Here is a 15,648-nt window from a genome sequence, read left to right on the forward strand (position 1 = left end):
GTCCGCTCTTGGGACGCGGAGCGTCCCGGGATGCATTCCCACGCAGAGCGTGGGAACGATCAGTGTCAGATGTTCTGGCGATCACCCTTCGGATCAAAGAACACCGAAGAAACAATCTCCGCCTCGATCACGCTGCCATCTGCCAGCGGTGCAAACACCCGCTCACCCATGCGCTTCAGACCGCCCTTGACCACACCCATGGCAAACGAATAACCGAGGGAGTTGTGCGCGTAGCTGGACGTCACGTGGCCGACCATGGTCATCGGGATCGCCTGCTTGGTGTTGAACACCAATTGCGCGCCTTCCGGCAGCCAGACATTCGGATCAATCGGCTTCAGGCCGACCAACTGTTTACGCTGATCCTTCACGCAGTCTTCACGGTTCATCCCACGCTGGCCGATCCACGAGAACGGTTTGGTGCGACCGACGCACCAGCCCATGTTCAAGTCATCCGGGGTCATCGAGCCGTCCGTGTCCTGACCGACAATGATGAAGCCCTTCTCGGCACGCAGGACGTGCATGGTTTCAGTGCCGTACGGGGTCAGGTTGTACTGCTTGCCGGCCTCGACGATTTTCTCCAGCACGCCCATCGCATAGTCGGCCTGCACGTTGACTTCGTACGACAGCTCACCGGTGAACGAGATGCGGAACACCCGCGCCGGCACGCCGCCGACCAGACCTTCTTTCCAGGTCATGAACGGGAACGCTTCGTTGCTCAGATCAATGTCGGTCACGGCGCTGAGCAGCTTGCGGCTGTTCGGTCCGGACAGGGTCATGGTCGCCCAGTGGTCAGTCACGGAGGTGAAGTAAACCTTCATGTCCGGCCATTCAGTCTGGTGGTACAGCTCCAGCCACTGCAGCACGCGCGCCGCGCCGCCGGTGGTGGTGGTCATGACGAAATGGTTGTCGGCCAGGCACGCCGTCACACCGTCGTCGAAGACCATGCCGTCTTCTTTGCACATCAAACCGTAGCGAGCCTTGCCCACGTCAAGTTTGGTCCAGGCGTTGGTGTACACGCGGTTGAGGAACTCGCGGGCATCCGGGCCTTGAATGTCGATCTTGCCGAGGGTCGAGGCGTCGAGCAGGCCGACGCTGTCGCGCACAGCTTTGCATTCACGCTTCACGGCGGCATGCAGGTCTTCACCGTTTTTCGGGAAGTACCATGGACGCTTCCACTGACCGACGTCTTCAAACTCGGCACCGTTCTTCACATGCCAGGCATGCAGCGCGGTGTAGCGCACCGGCTCGAAGATGTGCCCACAGTGACGACCGGCCACGGCGCCGAAAGTCACCGGCGTGTAGTTCGGACGGAACATGGTGGTGCCCATCTGCGGGATGGTCACGTTCAGCGAGCGGGCCGCGATGGCCAGACCGTTGACGTTGCCGAGCTTGCCCTGATCGGTGCCGAAACCCAGCGCGGTGTAGCGTTTGACGTGTTCGACCGATTCGAAACCTTCGCGGGTTGCCAGTTCGATGGCGGCGGCGGTCACGTCGTTTTGCAGGTCGACGAATTGCTTCGGCGCCCGTGCGGTGTTCTTTTCATGCGGCACCTGGAACAGCGCCAGCGTCGGTTCTTCGTGACGGCTCAGGGCTTTTGGCAGCACGCCTTCGACAGTCTGGAAACCGGCTTCAGCGGCAGCGCGCACGCCACCATCAAAACCGTCAGCGAGCGAATCGCCGAGACCGTACACGCCGTTGATGCCACCAACGCACACGCGCTTCTGCGGTGCTTCGCCCGGAACGAAACCGAGGATGTCTTCACGCCAGGTCGGCTTGCCACCGAGGTGCGAGGCCAAGTGAACGACCGGGCTGTAACCGCCGGAACTGGCGATCACATCGCAGTCGAGCCATTCGCCCGGGCTGGTCACGGCGTGCGCTTTGACATCGATCGCGGCAACGCGAGCAGCGGTAACACGCTTGCTGCCACGGGCTTCGATCACGGCGCTGCCGGTGAGAATGCGGATGCCTTTGGCGCGGGCTTCTTCCACCAGCGCACCACGCGGATTGCTGCGCGCATCGGCGATGGCCACCACTTGCAGACTGGCGTCGAGCCAATCCAGTGCCACGCGGTAGGCGTGATCGTTGTTGGTGCTGAGGACAAGCTTCTTGCCCGGTGCTACGCCGTAACGACGCACGTAAGTCGACACCGCACCGGCAAGCATGTTGCCCGGCACATCGTTGTTGCCGTAAACCAGCGGACGCTCGCAAGCACCGGTCGCCAGCACGACACGCTTGGCGCGAACACGGTGAATACGCTGACGCACCTGACCGATGGGCGCACGGTCGCCGAGGTGATCGGTAAGGCGTTCGTGAATGGTCAGGAAGTTGTGGTCGTGGTAACCGTTGACCGTGGCGCGCGGCAACAGCAGCACGTCCGGGGTGTTCTTCAGTTCCGTGATGACGCTGGCGACCCAGTCCATCGCCGGTTTGCCGTCGAGGCTTTCGCGGGAATCGAGCAGGCTGCCACCGAACTCTTCCTGCTCATCGGCCAGAATCACTCGGGCACCGCTGCGCGCAGCGGCCAGGGCAGCGGCCAGACCGGCCGGGCCAGCGCCGACGATCAGCACGTCGCAGTGCTGGTTCATGTAGTCGTAGGTGTCCGGATCATTCTCGGTCGGCGAACGGCCCAGACCGGCAGCCTTGCGAATGTACTTCTCGTAGGTCATCCAGAACGACTGCGGGTACATGAAGGTTTTGTAGTAGAAACCCGGCGGCATCAGCTTGCCGCCGACCTTGCCGAGAATACCCATCATGTCGTTGTTGACGCTCGGCCAGCCGTTGGTGCTGGTCGCAACCAGGCCTTGATACAACGCCTGTTGCGTGGCGCGCACGTTGGGAATCTGCGTGGCTTCGGTAGCACCGATCTGCAGCACCGCGTTCGGCTCTTCGGCACCAGCAGCGAAAATCCCGCGCGGACGCGAATACTTGAAGCTGCGGCCGATGATATCGACGCCGTTGGCGATCAGTGCGGCGGCCAGCGAGTCACCCTCGAAGCCTTTGTAGCTCTGACCGTTGAAGGTGAAGCTCAGCACTTTGTTGCGGTCGATCCGTCCACCGTTGGACAGGCGATTGGTCTGGCTCATACCTTCTCTCCCAGCGCCGTCGTGGCTGTTTTCGCCGAATCAGCCTTGTCGGTGAATTGCGGCTTGGTGCCGATCTTGTAGGTTTCGAGAATCTCGTAAGTCACGGTGTCGCGGGTGACGTTGAAGTACTGGCGGCAACCGGCGACGTGATCCCACAGTTCGTGGTGCAGTCCGCGCGGGTTATCGCGGAAGAACATGTAGTCGCCCCACTCCTCGTCGGTGCAGGCGCCTGGATCGAGCGGGCGCGGAATGTGCGCCTGGCCGGATGCGTGGAATTCCTCTTCGGAGCGCAACTCGCCGCAGTGAGGACAGAAGATATGCAACATGGGGATTTCTCCTGTTAGTGGGCGACGGCAGCAGCGCCGTGTTCGTCGATGAGTGCGCCGTTGTGGAAACGGTCGATGGAAAACGGTGCGGCCAACGGGTGCATTTCACCCTTGGCCAGACTCGCGGCAAACACGTTGCCCGAGCCAGGTGTGGCCTTGAAGCCACCGGTGCCCCAACCGCAGTTGAAGAACATGTTCGGTACCGGGGTTTTCGAAATGATCGGGCAAGCGTCCGGGGTGGTGTCGACGATGCCGCCCCACTGGCGGTTCATGCGTACGCGGGACAACACCGGGAACATCTCGACGATGGCCTGAATGGTGTGTTCGATCACCGGGTACGAACCACGCTGGCCGTAGCCGTTGTAGCCGTCGATACCGGCGCCGATCACCAGGTCGCCCTTGTCGGACTGGCTGATGTAACCGTGCACGGCGTTGGACATGATCACGCTGTCGATAATCGGTTTGATCGGCTCGGACACTAGCGCTTGCAGCGGGTGGGATTCGATCGGCAGGCGGAAACCGGCGAGTTTGGCCATGTGCCCGGAGTTACCGGCCGTGACCACGCCGACGCGCTTGGCGCCGATGAAGCCCTTGTTGGTTTCGACACCGATGCACACGCCGTTTTCCTTGCGGAAGCCGATCACTTCGGTCTGCTGGATCAAGTCGACACCGAGGGCGTCAGCGGCACGGGCAAAGCCCCAGGCCACGGCATCGTGACGGGCAACGCCGCCGCGACGCTGAACAGTCGCGCCCAACACTGGGTAGCGAGTATTTTTCGAGCAGTCGAGGTACGGAATCTCGTCAGCGACTTGCTTGGCGTTGAGCAGTTCGCCATCGACGCCATTGAGGCGGTTGGCGCTGACCCGACGCTCGGAATCACGGATGTCCTGCAGGGTGTGGCACAGGTTGTAGACGCCACGCTGGGAGAACATCACGTTGTAGTTGAGATCCTGCGACAGGCCTTCCCACAATTTCATCGCGTGTTCGTACAGGTGCGCCGACTCGTCCCACAGGTAGTTGGAGCGCACGATGGTGGTGTTGCGCGCGGTGTTACCGCCGCCCAGCCAGCCCTTCTCGACCACGGCGACGTTGGTGATGCCGTGTTCTTTGGCCAAGTAGTAAGCCGTCGCCAGACCGTGCCCGCCGCCGCCGACGATGACCACGTCGTAGACCTTCTTCGGCGTCGGCGTGCGCCACATGCGCTGCCAGTTTTCGTGGTGGCTGAGGGAGTGTTTGAAGAGGCCGAAGCCCGAATAGCGTTGCATAGTCAGTTACTCCAGAACACTCAGCGATAAACCGGGAAGTCTGCGCACAGGGCCGACACTTGCTGGGCAACATTGGCCTCAACATCGGCATCGCCGAGGTTGTCGAGGATGTCGCAGATCCAGCCGGCCAACACTTCGCACTGGGTCACCTTGAAGCCGCGAGTTGTGACGGCCGGGGTGCCGATGCGCAGGCCCGAGGTCACGAATGGCGACTGCGGATCGTTCGGCACGGCGTTCTTGTTGACGGTGATGTGTGCACGGCCAAGGGCGGCGTCGGCATCTTTGCCGGTCAGGCCCTGACGGATCAGGCTGACCAGGAACAGATGGTTGTCGGTACCGCCGGACACTACATCGTAGCCACGTTTGATAAACACGCTGGCCATCGCCTGAGCGTTGTCGATCACTTGTTGCTGATACGCCTTGAAGCCGGGCTCCAGCGCTTCCTTGAAGCACACGGCTTTACCGGCGATGACGTGCATCAGCGGGCCGCCCTGGGCGCCGGGGAACACGGCGGCGTTGAGCTTCTTCTCGATTTCTTCGTTGGACTTGGCCAGGATCAGCCCGCCACGTGGACCGCGCAAAGTTTTGTGCGTGGTGGTGGTGACCACGTCGGCGTACGGCAGCGGGTTCGGGTACAGGCCAGCAGCGACCAGACCGGCGACGTGGGCCATGTCGACGAACAGCAGCGCGCCGACCTTGTCAGCGATTTGACGGAAGCGCGGGAAGTCCAGGGTCTTCGAGTAAGCGGAGAAACCGGCAACAATCATTTTCGGCTTGGATTCGACGGCGAGACGCTCGACTTCGTCGTAATCGATCAGCCCGGTGTCGGTGTTGATGCCGTACTGCACGGCGTTGTAGAGCTTGCCCGAGGACGACACCTTGGCTCCGTGGGTCAGGTGACCGCCGTGGGCCAGGCTCATGCCGAGGATGGTGTCGCCCGGCTGGATCAGCGCCAGGTACACGGCACTGTTGGCCGATGAACCGGAGTGTGGCTGGACGTTGGCGTAATCGGCGCCGAACAGTTGCTTGGCGCGTTCGATGGCCAGTGCTTCAACTTTATCGACGTGCTCGCAGCCACCGTAGTAGCGCTTGCCCGGATAGCCTTCGGCGTATTTGTTGGTCAGGCCGCTGCCTTGCGCTTGCATCACGCGTTTGCTGGTGTAGTTCTCCGACGCGATCAGCTCGATGTGATCTTCCTGACGTTGCTCCTCGGCATTCATCGCCGCCAGCAGTGCATCGTCGTAACCCTGGATCTGGTCTTGCTTGCTGAACATCGCGTCTCTCCCAGCGGCATCTGTGCGCCATTCGTCTCGGTAAGGCACTGGCAATGAAGGCAGTGCCCTTTGATGCCGATGGTATGACCGGCGCAGACAGCTCAAATGCCTGCGCGCGCCACGCAAAGGTGCGTTTACGACATGGCCTGAAATGCCATTGCCAGACTCGATCTCGAAAACACTGGAGAACCTTGTGGGAGCTGGCTTGCCAGCGATGGCGGCGGCACATCCGGCATTGATGGTGGCTGACCCACCGCTATCGCTGGCAAGCCAGCTCCCACAGGGTTATGCGGCGACCTGGCGGATAAGTAGCAAGAGGAGAAAATGCGCGGGATAAAGGGTATAGGCCCAGCGCCGCATCGGTGTCGGCTGGAGATGTCGCCCATGTCGCAACAGGAACATTCCTAGCATTGGCGCAAACAGGCATGTCGCAATACCGAGAATGGCGACGCTACTGCCGAACCTCGCCGAGTCGTACAGCACTTGCCATTGATTCGCTGCGAGGCATATCAAACCCGGCAGCAAGCTGAAGTACCACGGACGGCGAAACACCAACAGCATTGCCAGCGGTAGCAGAATCCCGAAGAAACCGAACATCAGCCGTTCCGGAAACATGGCGGCCAGCACCAGCACAGCAACACCGAGCAATCGCGACATGATCGAGGGATCCTGCCACCCCCGCGCCACCAGCAAGCCCAACGCCAGCGTCGGCATCACGTTCAACGTATCGGGCTCAGGAATGTACAGCCGATAGGGAATCTCACTGACTGCACTGAACAGCATCAACCAGCCCAGATAGCGCCATTCCATCCTCCGCGACCCGGCGCGCGCCAGATTCGCCGCCATCGCCAGGCAAAACCACGGAAACGCCAGCCGCCCAGGCACATACAGCCAATCGGCGGAGAACCCGGCATATCGCAGGTGATCGAGCAACATGCACAGCAGCGCCAGCCACTTGAGCAGATCCAGTGCGCCGTCGCGTTTGCTCAAGTGCATAATCGTCCTACAAACTGGTAATTTCCTGAACGTGACATCCCGTGTGCTCCCCGGAAGATCTTCGGTAAAGTGCGCACCCTCATTGACCACGAGCCTTCACAAGAGTCTCGACCACGGAAGCCGGCCATGACCGACAAGAGCCAACAATTCGCCAGCGACAACTACTCCGGTATCTGCCCTGAAGCCTGGGCTGCAATGGAACAGGCCAACCACGGCCACCAGCGCGCGTATGGCGACGATGAATGGACCGCACGCGCGGCCGACCATTTCCGCCAATTGTTTGAAACCGACTGCGAAGTGTTCTTCGCCTTCAACGGCACCGCCGCCAACTCGCTGGCCCTGTCGTCGCTGTGCCAGAGTTACCACAGCGTGATCTGCTCGGAAACCGCCCACGTCGAAACTGACGAATGCGGCGCCCCGGAATTTTTCTCCAACGGCTCGAAACTGCTGATCGCCGGCACCGAAAACGGCAAGATCACCCCGCAATCGATCCGCGAAGTCGCGCTCAAGCGCCAGGACATTCACTACCCGAAACCGCGTGTGGTGACCCTGACCCAAGCCACTGAAGTCGGTAGTGTCTACACCCCGGAAGAAGTCCGCGCCATCAGCGCCACTTGCAAAGAACTGGGTCTGCACCTGCACATGGACGGCGCGCGTTTCTCCAACGCCTGCGCCTTCCTCGGCTGCTCGCCGGCGGATCTGACCTGGAAGGCCGGTGTCGATGTGCTGTGCTTCGGCGGCACCAAGAACGGCATGGCCGTGGGTGAAGCGATCCTGTTCTTCAACCACAAACTGGCCGAAGATTTCGATTACCGCTGCAAACAGGCCGGACAACTGGCGTCGAAAATGCGTTTCCTCTCGGCACCCTGGGTCGGCATTCTCGAAAACGGCGCCTGGCTGAAATACGCCCGCCACGCCAACCACTGCGCGCAACTGCTGGCCGAGCTGGTCAGCGACATTCCAGGCGTCGAACTGATGTTCCCGGTCCAGGCCAACGGCGTGTTCCTGCAACTGTCGGAACCGGCCATCGCCGCGCTGACCGCGAAGAACTGGCGCTTCTACACCTTCATCGGCAAGGGCGGCGCGCGCTTCATGTGCTCCTGGGACACCGAAGAAGAACGCGTCCGCGAACTGGCCCGCGACATCCGCGAAGTCATGTCCGCCTGATCCCCCTGCACTGATCGTTCCCACGCTCCGCGTGGGAATGCCTCCCGGGACGCTCCGCGTTCCCGCCTCACCACTGTCGACATGCTTAACACCGCTATGACGCAGAGCGTCGACGGCTGCACTCCCACGCAGAGCGTGGGAACGATCTTCGATCGGGAATGATTTTTCCCACCGCAACACCAGACTTCTCTTCTAGCGAGAACATGCCACCCGCCTCATCCTGATCGTTCCCACGCTCCGCGTGGTAACGCATCCCGGGACGCTCCGCGTTCCATCTCCAATGCACCGCAAGATTCAAGGAAGAATCCCATGGGCCGCAGCCGCTACACCCTTACCGAAACCGACAAGCCACATTTTCTGACCTGCACGGTCATGGAGTGGTTGCCGCTGTTCATCCGTCCCTACATCGTCGACCACCTGCTCAACTGCTGGCGTTATCAACAGACCCACCATGACTTGAAGCTGTACGGCTACGTGATTCTGGAAAACCATCTTCACTTCGTCGCTCAGGCGCCCGACCTGAGTAAATGCCTCAGCCAGTTCAAATCTTTCACCGCGCGACAAATCATCGATGATCTGCAAAGCAAAGGTGCAGACAAAGCCCTGCAACGTCTGCGCTTTAGCAAACGTGCGCACAAGCAAGACCGGGTTTACCAGTTGTGGCAGGAAGGCTCCCACGCAGAGATGGTTTATAGCGAATCGGTCATGCGCCAGAAGCTTGAATACATCCACAACAACCCGGTGAAACGCGGGTATGTGGATTTGCCAGAGCATTGGCGTTATTCGAGTGCCAGAAACTACACGGGAATGCCGGGGCTGACTGAGGTTCAGTGCTGGTATTGAAATGGGACGCGGAGCGTCCCGGGCTGCATTCCCACGCAGAGCGTAGGAACGATCAGATCCGACTCCACCCCACTGATCGTTCCCACGCTCCGCGTGGGAATGCCTCTCCGAACGCTCCGCGTTCCAGCCTCACCACTGTCGACATGCTTAACACCGCTATGACCCGGAGCGTCGACGGCTGCATTCCTACGCGGAGCGTGGGAACGATCAAACGCCTTCCTTCTGCCCTGAAAGACTTGGTCTACATTGTCTGTCGAGCCCTCCGCTCACATAACAATAAGCAGGAGCATCGGCATGTCGTTACAAGGCAAAACCCTGTTCATCACCGGCGCCAGCCGTGGCATTGGCCGTGAGATTGCGCTGCGGGCCGCGAGGGACGGGGCCAATATCGTGATTGCGGCGAAGAGCGTCGAACCCCACGCAAAGTTACCCGGGACCATTCACAGCGTCGCAGCGGAAGTCGAAGCAGCGGGCGGCAAGGCTTTGGCCCTGCAAGTCGATGTGCGTGATGAAGACGCCGTACGCCAGGCACTGGCTCAGGCCAACGAACATTTCGGCGGCATCGATGCATTGGTGAACAACGCCGGGGCGATCAAACTCACCGGTGTGCAACACATCGAGCTCAAACGCTTCGACCTGATGCACCAGATCAACACCCGCGCGGTGTTGCTGTGCAGCCAGGCCGCCCTGCCTTATCTGAAAAAGTCCGCCGGGCACATTCTCAACCTGTCGCCGCCGCTAAATCTGGCGAGCAAATGGTTTGCACAGTTCAGCCCTTACACCGTGACCAAATACGGCATGAGCATGCTGACGATCGGGATGAGCGAGGAATTTGCCAGTTACGGGATCAGTGTCAATTCGTTGTGGCCGCAGACGATGATTGCGACGGCGGCGATTGAATTTCAGTTGGGTAATCGGGAGTCGTTCAAGCAGGCGCGAACGCCAGCGATCATGGCGGATGCGGCGCATGTGATTCTGGATAGCAGCGGGCGGCAGATTACCGGGCGGTTGTTGATTGATGAGGAGATTTTGCGGGAGAGCGGTGTGACGGAGTTCGGTCAATATCGCTTTGATCGAGAAAGCGACGCGGCACTCATGCCGGATTTGTTTATCGACTGAAAAGCCCCTCACCCTAGCCCTCTCCCGGAGGGAGAGGGGACTGATTGGGAGATATTTGAGAATTACGCCGACGTGAAACTGCTTTACTGAATCCATAGTCGACTCGATCTTTCAGGTCGATGGATCCCTCAAGACACCTCCGTCGGCCCCCTCTCCCTCTGGGTGTATGTACCGGAGACATGGTGGACACATGTTCGGAGACATGGTGGACGGTTTTAGATCTTCTTACCTGCCGTCACGATCTGCAAGTTCAAGTCGATTCGGGCGATACGATGTCTACTCCAGTAGACATCGTGGATGCCGTCCTCCGTCGTTTCCCTGATAGCCACTGACCTCCCGTAAAATGCCTTTCCAACTGTGTATTCACGATTGCCCCAGTAGATCTCGCCCTTCACCTGAACCTTCCTGACCACATCCCCATCATCGTACTCAGGCGCCGCCGGTTGCTCCTGATATTCCCGCGGGCTACTACTGTAGCGAGTAGCAGGAACCTGCATGCCCAGTGCTTGATGCGGGCGCTTCTGGTTGTAAATCTCACGCCAGATATCAAACGCCCGTTGCGCATCGTCCAGATCGATGAAGAGCTGGCCTTGCAGGACTTCCCTTTTCAGGCTGCGGTGGAAGCGCTCCAGCTTTCCCTGGGTTTGCGGGTGATAAGGTCGGGAGTGGCCGACCTTGATGCCCTGGCTCATCAGCCAGACCTCCAGTGCGGTATAAACACCTGTCTGATCACCCCATGGCGAACCGTTGTCCATCGTCATGCGTAAAGGCAGGCCGAAACGCCGAAAGGTCCTGATTAGATGCTCCTGAACGGTTTGGCGCTGCTCATTAATGCATGCCGCGATGCACAGCGAAAACCGTGAATGATCGTCCAATATCGTCAACGGATGGCAACGCCCCTGAGCCAGGCTGATATGTCCCTTGAAGTCCATCTGCCAAAGATCGTTGGGCGCTTCATGCTCGAACCGGATAAACGGTTTGATCTCAGCGGCCTTTGGATCAACGCGCGAATGACGCTGTAAAACCGCATGCACGGTACTGACCGAAGGCATCACTTTGCCGTCGTCTTCCAGCACACGCTTGAGCTTGCGAGCGCCCCAAGCGGCGTACTCCTGACTCACGGTCAGAATCTGCTGCTCAACATCGTCAGCGCAACGTTTGGGTGATGTCTTTGGTTGTCGAGACTGATCGATCAATCCCTCTGCACCTGAGGTCTCAAACCTGTTGAGCCATTTGTAGGCAGTGCTTGGGCTGATATTGAATCGACGGCAAAGCTGCCGAACATTGGCCCCTTCTTGCCGAGCCAACAGCACGAATTCTGAACGAAGCTGCACGGTGGACACCTCTTCCCAAGACACAGGCCATCTCCTTCGCGATGAGCAATGTGTCTATTAAAATGTGTCCACCATGTCTCCGAACACCTGTCCACCATGTCTCCGGTACATACACTGGGAGAGGGCTGGGGTGAGGGGCATGCCGTACGCAAAAATTCGCCCCACTCAAAAATCGATTCGCACATCCCCTTTAGGCACACTGCAGCAAGACAAGATAAAACCTTCCGCCTCATCGTCCTCGGTAATCCCGCCGTTGTGCTCCATCTCCACCTCGCCGCCCAGCTTGAGCACCTTGCACGTCCCGCAAATGCCCATCCCGCACGCCTTCGGAATCATCAACCCCAGCTTGGCCGCCGCCGCATGCACCGTCTCGCCCGGTGCAACACGAATGCTCTTGCCCGACGAAGTGAATTCGACCTGATGCAGATCCGCTGCATCGATTTCTGGCGCATCGGCTGCCTGTTCGGCTTGCTCGACCGCATCGGCACGAGCTTCCGGTGGCGTAGCACCGAAGGATTCCTCGTGATAACGCGACATGTCGTAACCGGCCACTTCCAGCAGGCGCTTGACCGCGTTCATGTACGGCGTCGGGCCGCAGCAGAACACTTCGCGCTCAAGGAAGTCCGGCACCATCAACTCAAGCATCTTGTGATTGAGGTAGCCGCGATACCCGGCCCACGGCTCGCCCAAGCCGTGCTTCTCGCAAATCAGGTGCAGGCTGAAGTTGTCAATCCGCGACGCCATGTGTTCCAGCTCGCGGTGGTAAATGATGTCTTTCGGCGAGCGCGCGCTGTGGATAAAGGTCATGTCGACGTTGGCGTTAGTGTCGTAGAACCAACGCGCCATCGACATGCACGGCGTGATCCCGACGCCGCCGCTGAGGTACAGCACTTTCGGGCTCGGAAAGTCGATGGCATTGAACAGCCCGACCGGCCCGTGCACCGCCAGCTCCTGGCCTTCATGCAGCGTATCGTGCAGCCAGTTGGAAACCTTACCGCCCGGCACCCGTTTGATCGTCACCGAAAAGCTGTACGGCACCGACGGCGAACTGGAGATCGTGTACGAGCGCATGATCGGCTGGCCTTCGATTTCCAGCTCCAGGGTCACGAACTGCCCGGGCTTGAAGAAGAACAGGATCGGCTGATCGGCCATAAAGCAGAAGGTGCGCACGTCCCAGGTTTCCTGGATGACTTTGACGCAACGGACGATGTGTCGGCCATTGGCCCAGGTCTGGGTGGTGACCGGATTCAGGAAGCTGTTGGACATGCTGTTCTCCACGGCCGACTGTCGGCCTCATGTCGGCGATTCTGCGTATAGCGCGAACCGCCCGTTTACCTATCCGCGACATCGGCATACTTATCGCGACCAGCCCCCAACCACCGGGGGTTGCGCGTCGGGAACAGATTGCACCATGTCGCCCATGGATAAGGTTCGCGGCAGCGCCGGCCCCACACTCGCCCCAACACCAATACAGATTCTTTACACCTTGCGTAGCAACCGTTAGCAGCACACCTGATCAGCCACTTTTCGCCGGCCACGCAGATGGCCATGAGGATCACATCGATGGACGTCACCGCAAAAATCAGCCTGGGCGATCCGCTGGAACCCGCACGCAAGGCCACCGCACAAATGCTCCAGGAGCGCGAGCGCACGTTTTCGCTGCCGCAACCGTTCTATAGCGACGAGCGGCTGTTCGATATCGACATGCAGGAGATCTTCCAGAAAGAGTGGTTGATCGCCGGCATGACCTGCGAGATCCCGGCCAAGGGCAACTACCTGACCCTGCAGATCGGCAAAAACCCGATCATCGTTATCCGTGGCGCCGAAGGCGTGGTGCACGCGTTCCATAACGTCTGCCGCCACCGTGGTTCGCGACTGTGCACCAGCGAAAAAGGCAAGGTTGCCAAACTGGTCTGCCACTACCACCAGTGGACGTACGAGCTGGACGGTCGCCTGCTGTTCGCCGGCACCGAGATGGGCGCCGACTTCGACATGAAGCAATATGGCCTCAAACCGGTGAACGTGAAGACTGCTGGCGGCTATATCTTCATCAGCCTAGCGGAGAATCCACCGGCCATTGATGACTTCCTGGCGACGCTGAACCACTACATGGAACCGTACGACATGGAGAACACCAAGGTGGCGATCACCACCACCTTGATGGAAAAGGCCAACTGGAAACTGGTGCTGGAAAACAACCGCGAGTGCTACCACTGCAACGCGTCTCACCCGGAACTGCTGAAAACCCTGCTGGAGTGGGACGACGTCACCGACCCGCGCGCCGATCAAGCGTTCAAGGATCACGTTGCTGCGTCCGCTGCTGCCTGGGAAGCTGAGAAAATCCCTTACGCCCACGCCAGCTTTGGCCTGCGCAACCGCATCGTGCGCATGCCGCTGCTCAAGGGCACCGTGTCGATGACCCTCGACGGCAAACAGGGCTGCGCGAAACTGATGGGCCGGATCAAGAACCCGGATCTGGGTTCGATGCGCATCCTGCACCTGCCGCACTCGTGGAACCACTGCATGGGCGACCACATCATCGTCTTCACCGTGTGGCCGATCAGCGCGCAGGAAACCATGGTCACCACCAAATGGCTGGTGCACAAGGATGCGGTTGAGGGTGTCGATTACGACGTGGAGCGTATGCGTCAGGTGTGGGACGCGACCAACGATCAGGATCGTCGCCTGGCCGAAGAGAACCAGCGCGGGATCAACTCCACCGCCTACCAGCCCGGGCCTTACTCCAAGACCTATGAGTTTGGCGTGGTTAACTTCGTCGACTGGTACAGCGAGCGCCTGTTGAGCAACCTCGGCGCCGAGCCTGCGCCGTACCTAAAAGGTGTCCCGGTCCAGGGCTGATGTCTTCTGCTTGATCGTTCCCACGCTCTGCGTGGGAGTGCAGCCCGGGACGCTCTGCGTCCCAAAAGGCCGAACGCGGAGCGTCCGTTGAGGCGTTCCCACGCAGAGCGTGGGAACGATCAGTCAGTGTGATGACCACCTCACCGATCCATCCTCACCAATAAACTCCTCAAATATCTCCTCCCCCACCAACCTGATTTTCGCGTACCCGTTCAACACCCGCAGCGGATATGCCGGGTCCTTGGCATCCTGCGTCTCCGACCACAACACCCGCGAATGCCCGTCCAGCTCGCTGGCATTGCCATAGGGAATCGCCCCGTGCCCGGCACAACGCGCATGCAAACCACCCTGCTGCGCATACACGATGCCGTTGTGCAGATGCCCCCAATACCAATAATCCGGCTCGCGCCCCAGCGCATCGCACACCGGTTGATACAGCGCGGTCTTGTTGTGCCCGGAAATATCGAAGCCCTGATGATGGCTGAGCACCATGAGCTTTTTGCGTTTTGGCAGGCCTTTCATCCACGCGATCTGCGGCTCGTTCAAAGTGCCGTCCATGTACAAATTCATCGCATCAGACGCGTACGCAGAATCCAGCCCTACCACCAGCCAGTCATCGTTGATCAAGGCGAAGTAACTGGTGCCCTGCTGCCCCGGAAAACGCTTGGCCAGTTCCTTGAAGTAGCCGTGGGCGCCGCTGTACATCTCGTGGTTGGAATTGAGGGTAAACGAGCCATGCGTACCCATCGGCCAACCGGCCATGTCGACGTCTTCCTGGGAATGACTGCCGGCGTAATACACATCGCCCAAATGAATGGTGAAATCGGCCTGGGCCAGTTGCATCTGATTGGCCACCGACACCGCCGGCGCATGACTGTCGAACGGCCCGGTGCCCCAGTCGCCGGCAATCGCCAGGGTCACGTCGCGATCCATTTGCACCACCGCCGGGTCAGTACCGAAGGTCGCGTGATGGCGCAGGTTTTCGATCCACTTCAGCAGCGCCTCGCTCCACAGCAGATCCAGCAGTTCCCACTTGCGACAGCCGAGCAGGCTGCCGTCCTTGAGCACCCGGGTCGCCAGTTGATCGGTGGACTGCGGCAACGGTGCGGCGTTGCCGATGCGCAGGATCGACAGACCGTGGGACAGCTCCCAGGGTACGCTCGGTTCGTCGTCCGGCAACTCGCCGTTCTTCAGCACGTACTGTGCCTGATCATGCCCGCGTTGCAGCAGCTTGATGATCGCCTGAAACTCCTGCGGCTCGAGCTCGCTGATGAGTTTCATCCAGGCCATTTCCATGCGCGTGAACAAGCCGTGAATGCGCACTTTGACCTTGTCGTATTCGTGTTCCCAATGACTGACCAGTGACATGGTGTAATCCTCTC

12 protein-coding genes are annotated in these 15,648 nt (G+C 59.8%); 4 read left to right on the plus strand and 8 right to left on the minus strand.

The window, feature by feature from the left end; genetic code table 11:
* Positions 1–65 precede the first annotated feature (65 nt).
* From J0G10_RS28385 to J0G10_RS28405, 5 genes are all read right to left on the minus strand, one after another.
* Positions 66–3,083 carry a sarcosine oxidase subunit alpha gene (locus J0G10_RS28385; RefSeq protein WP_220557093.1) on the minus strand — a complete coding sequence of 1,006 codons (3,018 nt, stop codon included), beginning with the start codon at positions 3,081–3,083 and terminating at the stop codon, positions 66–68.
* Positions 3,080–3,409: a sarcosine oxidase subunit delta gene (locus tag J0G10_RS28390; RefSeq protein ID WP_007913119.1), complete on the minus strand. Its 330-nt coding sequence runs from the start codon at positions 3,407–3,409 to the stop codon at positions 3,080–3,082. The genes J0G10_RS28385 and J0G10_RS28390 overlap by 4 nt, the downstream gene beginning before the upstream one ends.
* Before the next feature lie 14 nt (positions 3,410–3,423).
* Positions 3,424–4,674: a sarcosine oxidase subunit beta gene (locus J0G10_RS28395; RefSeq protein WP_034155011.1), complete on the minus strand. Its 1,251-nt coding sequence runs from the start codon at positions 4,672–4,674 to the stop codon at positions 3,424–3,426.
* Positions 4,675–4,694: 20 nt separating this feature from the next.
* Positions 4,695–5,948, minus strand: coding sequence for a serine hydroxymethyltransferase (locus J0G10_RS28400; RefSeq protein WP_007913117.1), 1,254 nt, complete (start codon positions 5,946–5,948; stop codon positions 4,695–4,697).
* Between the two features lie 285 nt (positions 5,949–6,233).
* Positions 6,234–6,944, minus strand: coding sequence for a TraX family protein (locus J0G10_RS28405; RefSeq protein WP_220557094.1), 711 nt, complete (start codon positions 6,942–6,944; stop codon positions 6,234–6,236).
* A gap of 126 nt (positions 6,945–7,070) precedes the next feature.
* On the opposite strand from J0G10_RS28405, the gene J0G10_RS28410 reads away from it, so the two are divergent.
* The 3 genes from J0G10_RS28410 (at position 7,071) to J0G10_RS28420 (ending at position 10,073) form a co-directional block, all read left to right on the plus strand.
* On the plus strand, positions 7,071–8,111 hold the full coding sequence (locus J0G10_RS28410) for a threonine aldolase family protein (protein WP_093429910.1): 1,041 nt from the start codon (positions 7,071–7,073) through the stop codon (positions 8,109–8,111).
* Positions 8,112–8,420: 309 nt separating this feature from the next.
* Positions 8,421–8,954: an REP-associated tyrosine transposase gene (locus J0G10_RS28415; protein ID WP_220557095.1), complete on the plus strand. Its 534-nt coding sequence runs from the start codon at positions 8,421–8,423 to the stop codon at positions 8,952–8,954.
* Between the two features lie 294 nt (positions 8,955–9,248).
* Positions 9,249–10,073 carry an SDR family oxidoreductase gene (locus J0G10_RS28420; protein WP_220557096.1) on the plus strand — a complete coding sequence of 275 codons (825 nt, stop codon included), beginning with the start codon at positions 9,249–9,251 and terminating at the stop codon, positions 10,071–10,073.
* A gap of 215 nt (positions 10,074–10,288) precedes the next feature.
* Here the strand turns inward: J0G10_RS28420 and J0G10_RS28425 are convergent, their stop codons facing one another.
* Both J0G10_RS28425 and gbcB read right to left on the minus strand, forming a co-directional pair.
* Positions 10,289–11,431: an IS481 family transposase gene (locus J0G10_RS28425; protein WP_220556126.1), complete on the minus strand. Its 1,143-nt coding sequence runs from the start codon at positions 11,429–11,431 to the stop codon at positions 10,289–10,291.
* A gap of 141 nt (positions 11,432–11,572) precedes the next feature.
* A complete protein-coding gene (gbcB, locus tag J0G10_RS28430; RefSeq protein ID WP_007911227.1) occupies positions 11,573–12,673 on the minus strand; it encodes a glycine-betaine demethylase subunit GbcB in 1,101 nt (366 codons plus the stop codon).
* 297 nt (positions 12,674–12,970) lie between these two features.
* Between gbcB and gbcA the strand changes: the two genes are divergently transcribed.
* Positions 12,971–14,266, plus strand: a complete 1,296-nt coding sequence (gene gbcA, locus J0G10_RS28435; protein ID WP_095050268.1) for a glycine-betaine demethylase subunit GbcA — start codon at positions 12,971–12,973, stop codon at positions 14,264–14,266.
* A gap of 123 nt (positions 14,267–14,389) precedes the next feature.
* Here gbcA and J0G10_RS28440 read toward each other — a convergent pair whose 3' ends face one another.
* Positions 14,390–15,634, minus strand: coding sequence for a metallophosphoesterase family protein (locus J0G10_RS28440; protein WP_095050267.1), 1,245 nt, complete (start codon positions 15,632–15,634; stop codon positions 14,390–14,392).
* Positions 15,635–15,648: the final 14 nt, after the last annotated feature.

Origin of the sequence: Pseudomonas germanica (genome assembly GCF_019614655.1) — a bacterium.
GTDB classification, from domain to species: Bacteria; Pseudomonadota; Gammaproteobacteria; order Pseudomonadales; family Pseudomonadaceae; genus Aquipseudomonas; species Aquipseudomonas neuropathica.

Bases quoted from the DNA above. Each gene is read 5' to 3' on its own strand.
- gbcB (WP_007911227.1), bottom strand. From the start codon at position 12,673: ATGTCCAACAGCTTCCTGAATCCGGTCACCACCCAGACCTGGGCCAAT.
- J0G10_RS28440 (WP_095050267.1), bottom strand. From the start codon at position 15,634: ATGTCACTGGTCAGTCATTGGGAACACGAATACGACAAGGTCAAAGTG.
- gbcA (WP_095050268.1), top strand. From the start codon at position 12,971: ATGGACGTCACCGCAAAAATCAGCCTGGGCGATCCGCTGGAACCCGCA.
- J0G10_RS28395 (WP_034155011.1), bottom strand. From the start codon at position 4,674: ATGCAACGCTATTCGGGCTTCGGCCTCTTCAAACACTCCCTCAGCCAC.
- J0G10_RS28385 (WP_220557093.1), bottom strand. From the start codon at position 3,083: ATGAGCCAGACCAATCGCCTGTCCAACGGTGGACGGATCGACCGCAAC.
- J0G10_RS28390 (WP_007913119.1), bottom strand. From the start codon at position 3,409: ATGTTGCATATCTTCTGTCCTCACTGCGGCGAGTTGCGCTCCGAAGAG.
- J0G10_RS28400 (WP_007913117.1), bottom strand. From the start codon at position 5,948: ATGTTCAGCAAGCAAGACCAGATCCAGGGTTACGACGATGCACTGCTG.
- J0G10_RS28420 (WP_220557096.1), top strand. From the start codon at position 9,249: ATGTCGTTACAAGGCAAAACCCTGTTCATCACCGGCGCCAGCCGTGGC.
- J0G10_RS28405 (WP_220557094.1), bottom strand. From the start codon at position 6,944: ATGCACTTGAGCAAACGCGACGGCGCACTGGATCTGCTCAAGTGGCTG.
- J0G10_RS28415 (WP_220557095.1), top strand. From the start codon at position 8,421: ATGGGCCGCAGCCGCTACACCCTTACCGAAACCGACAAGCCACATTTT.
- J0G10_RS28410 (WP_093429910.1), top strand. From the start codon at position 7,071: ATGACCGACAAGAGCCAACAATTCGCCAGCGACAACTACTCCGGTATC.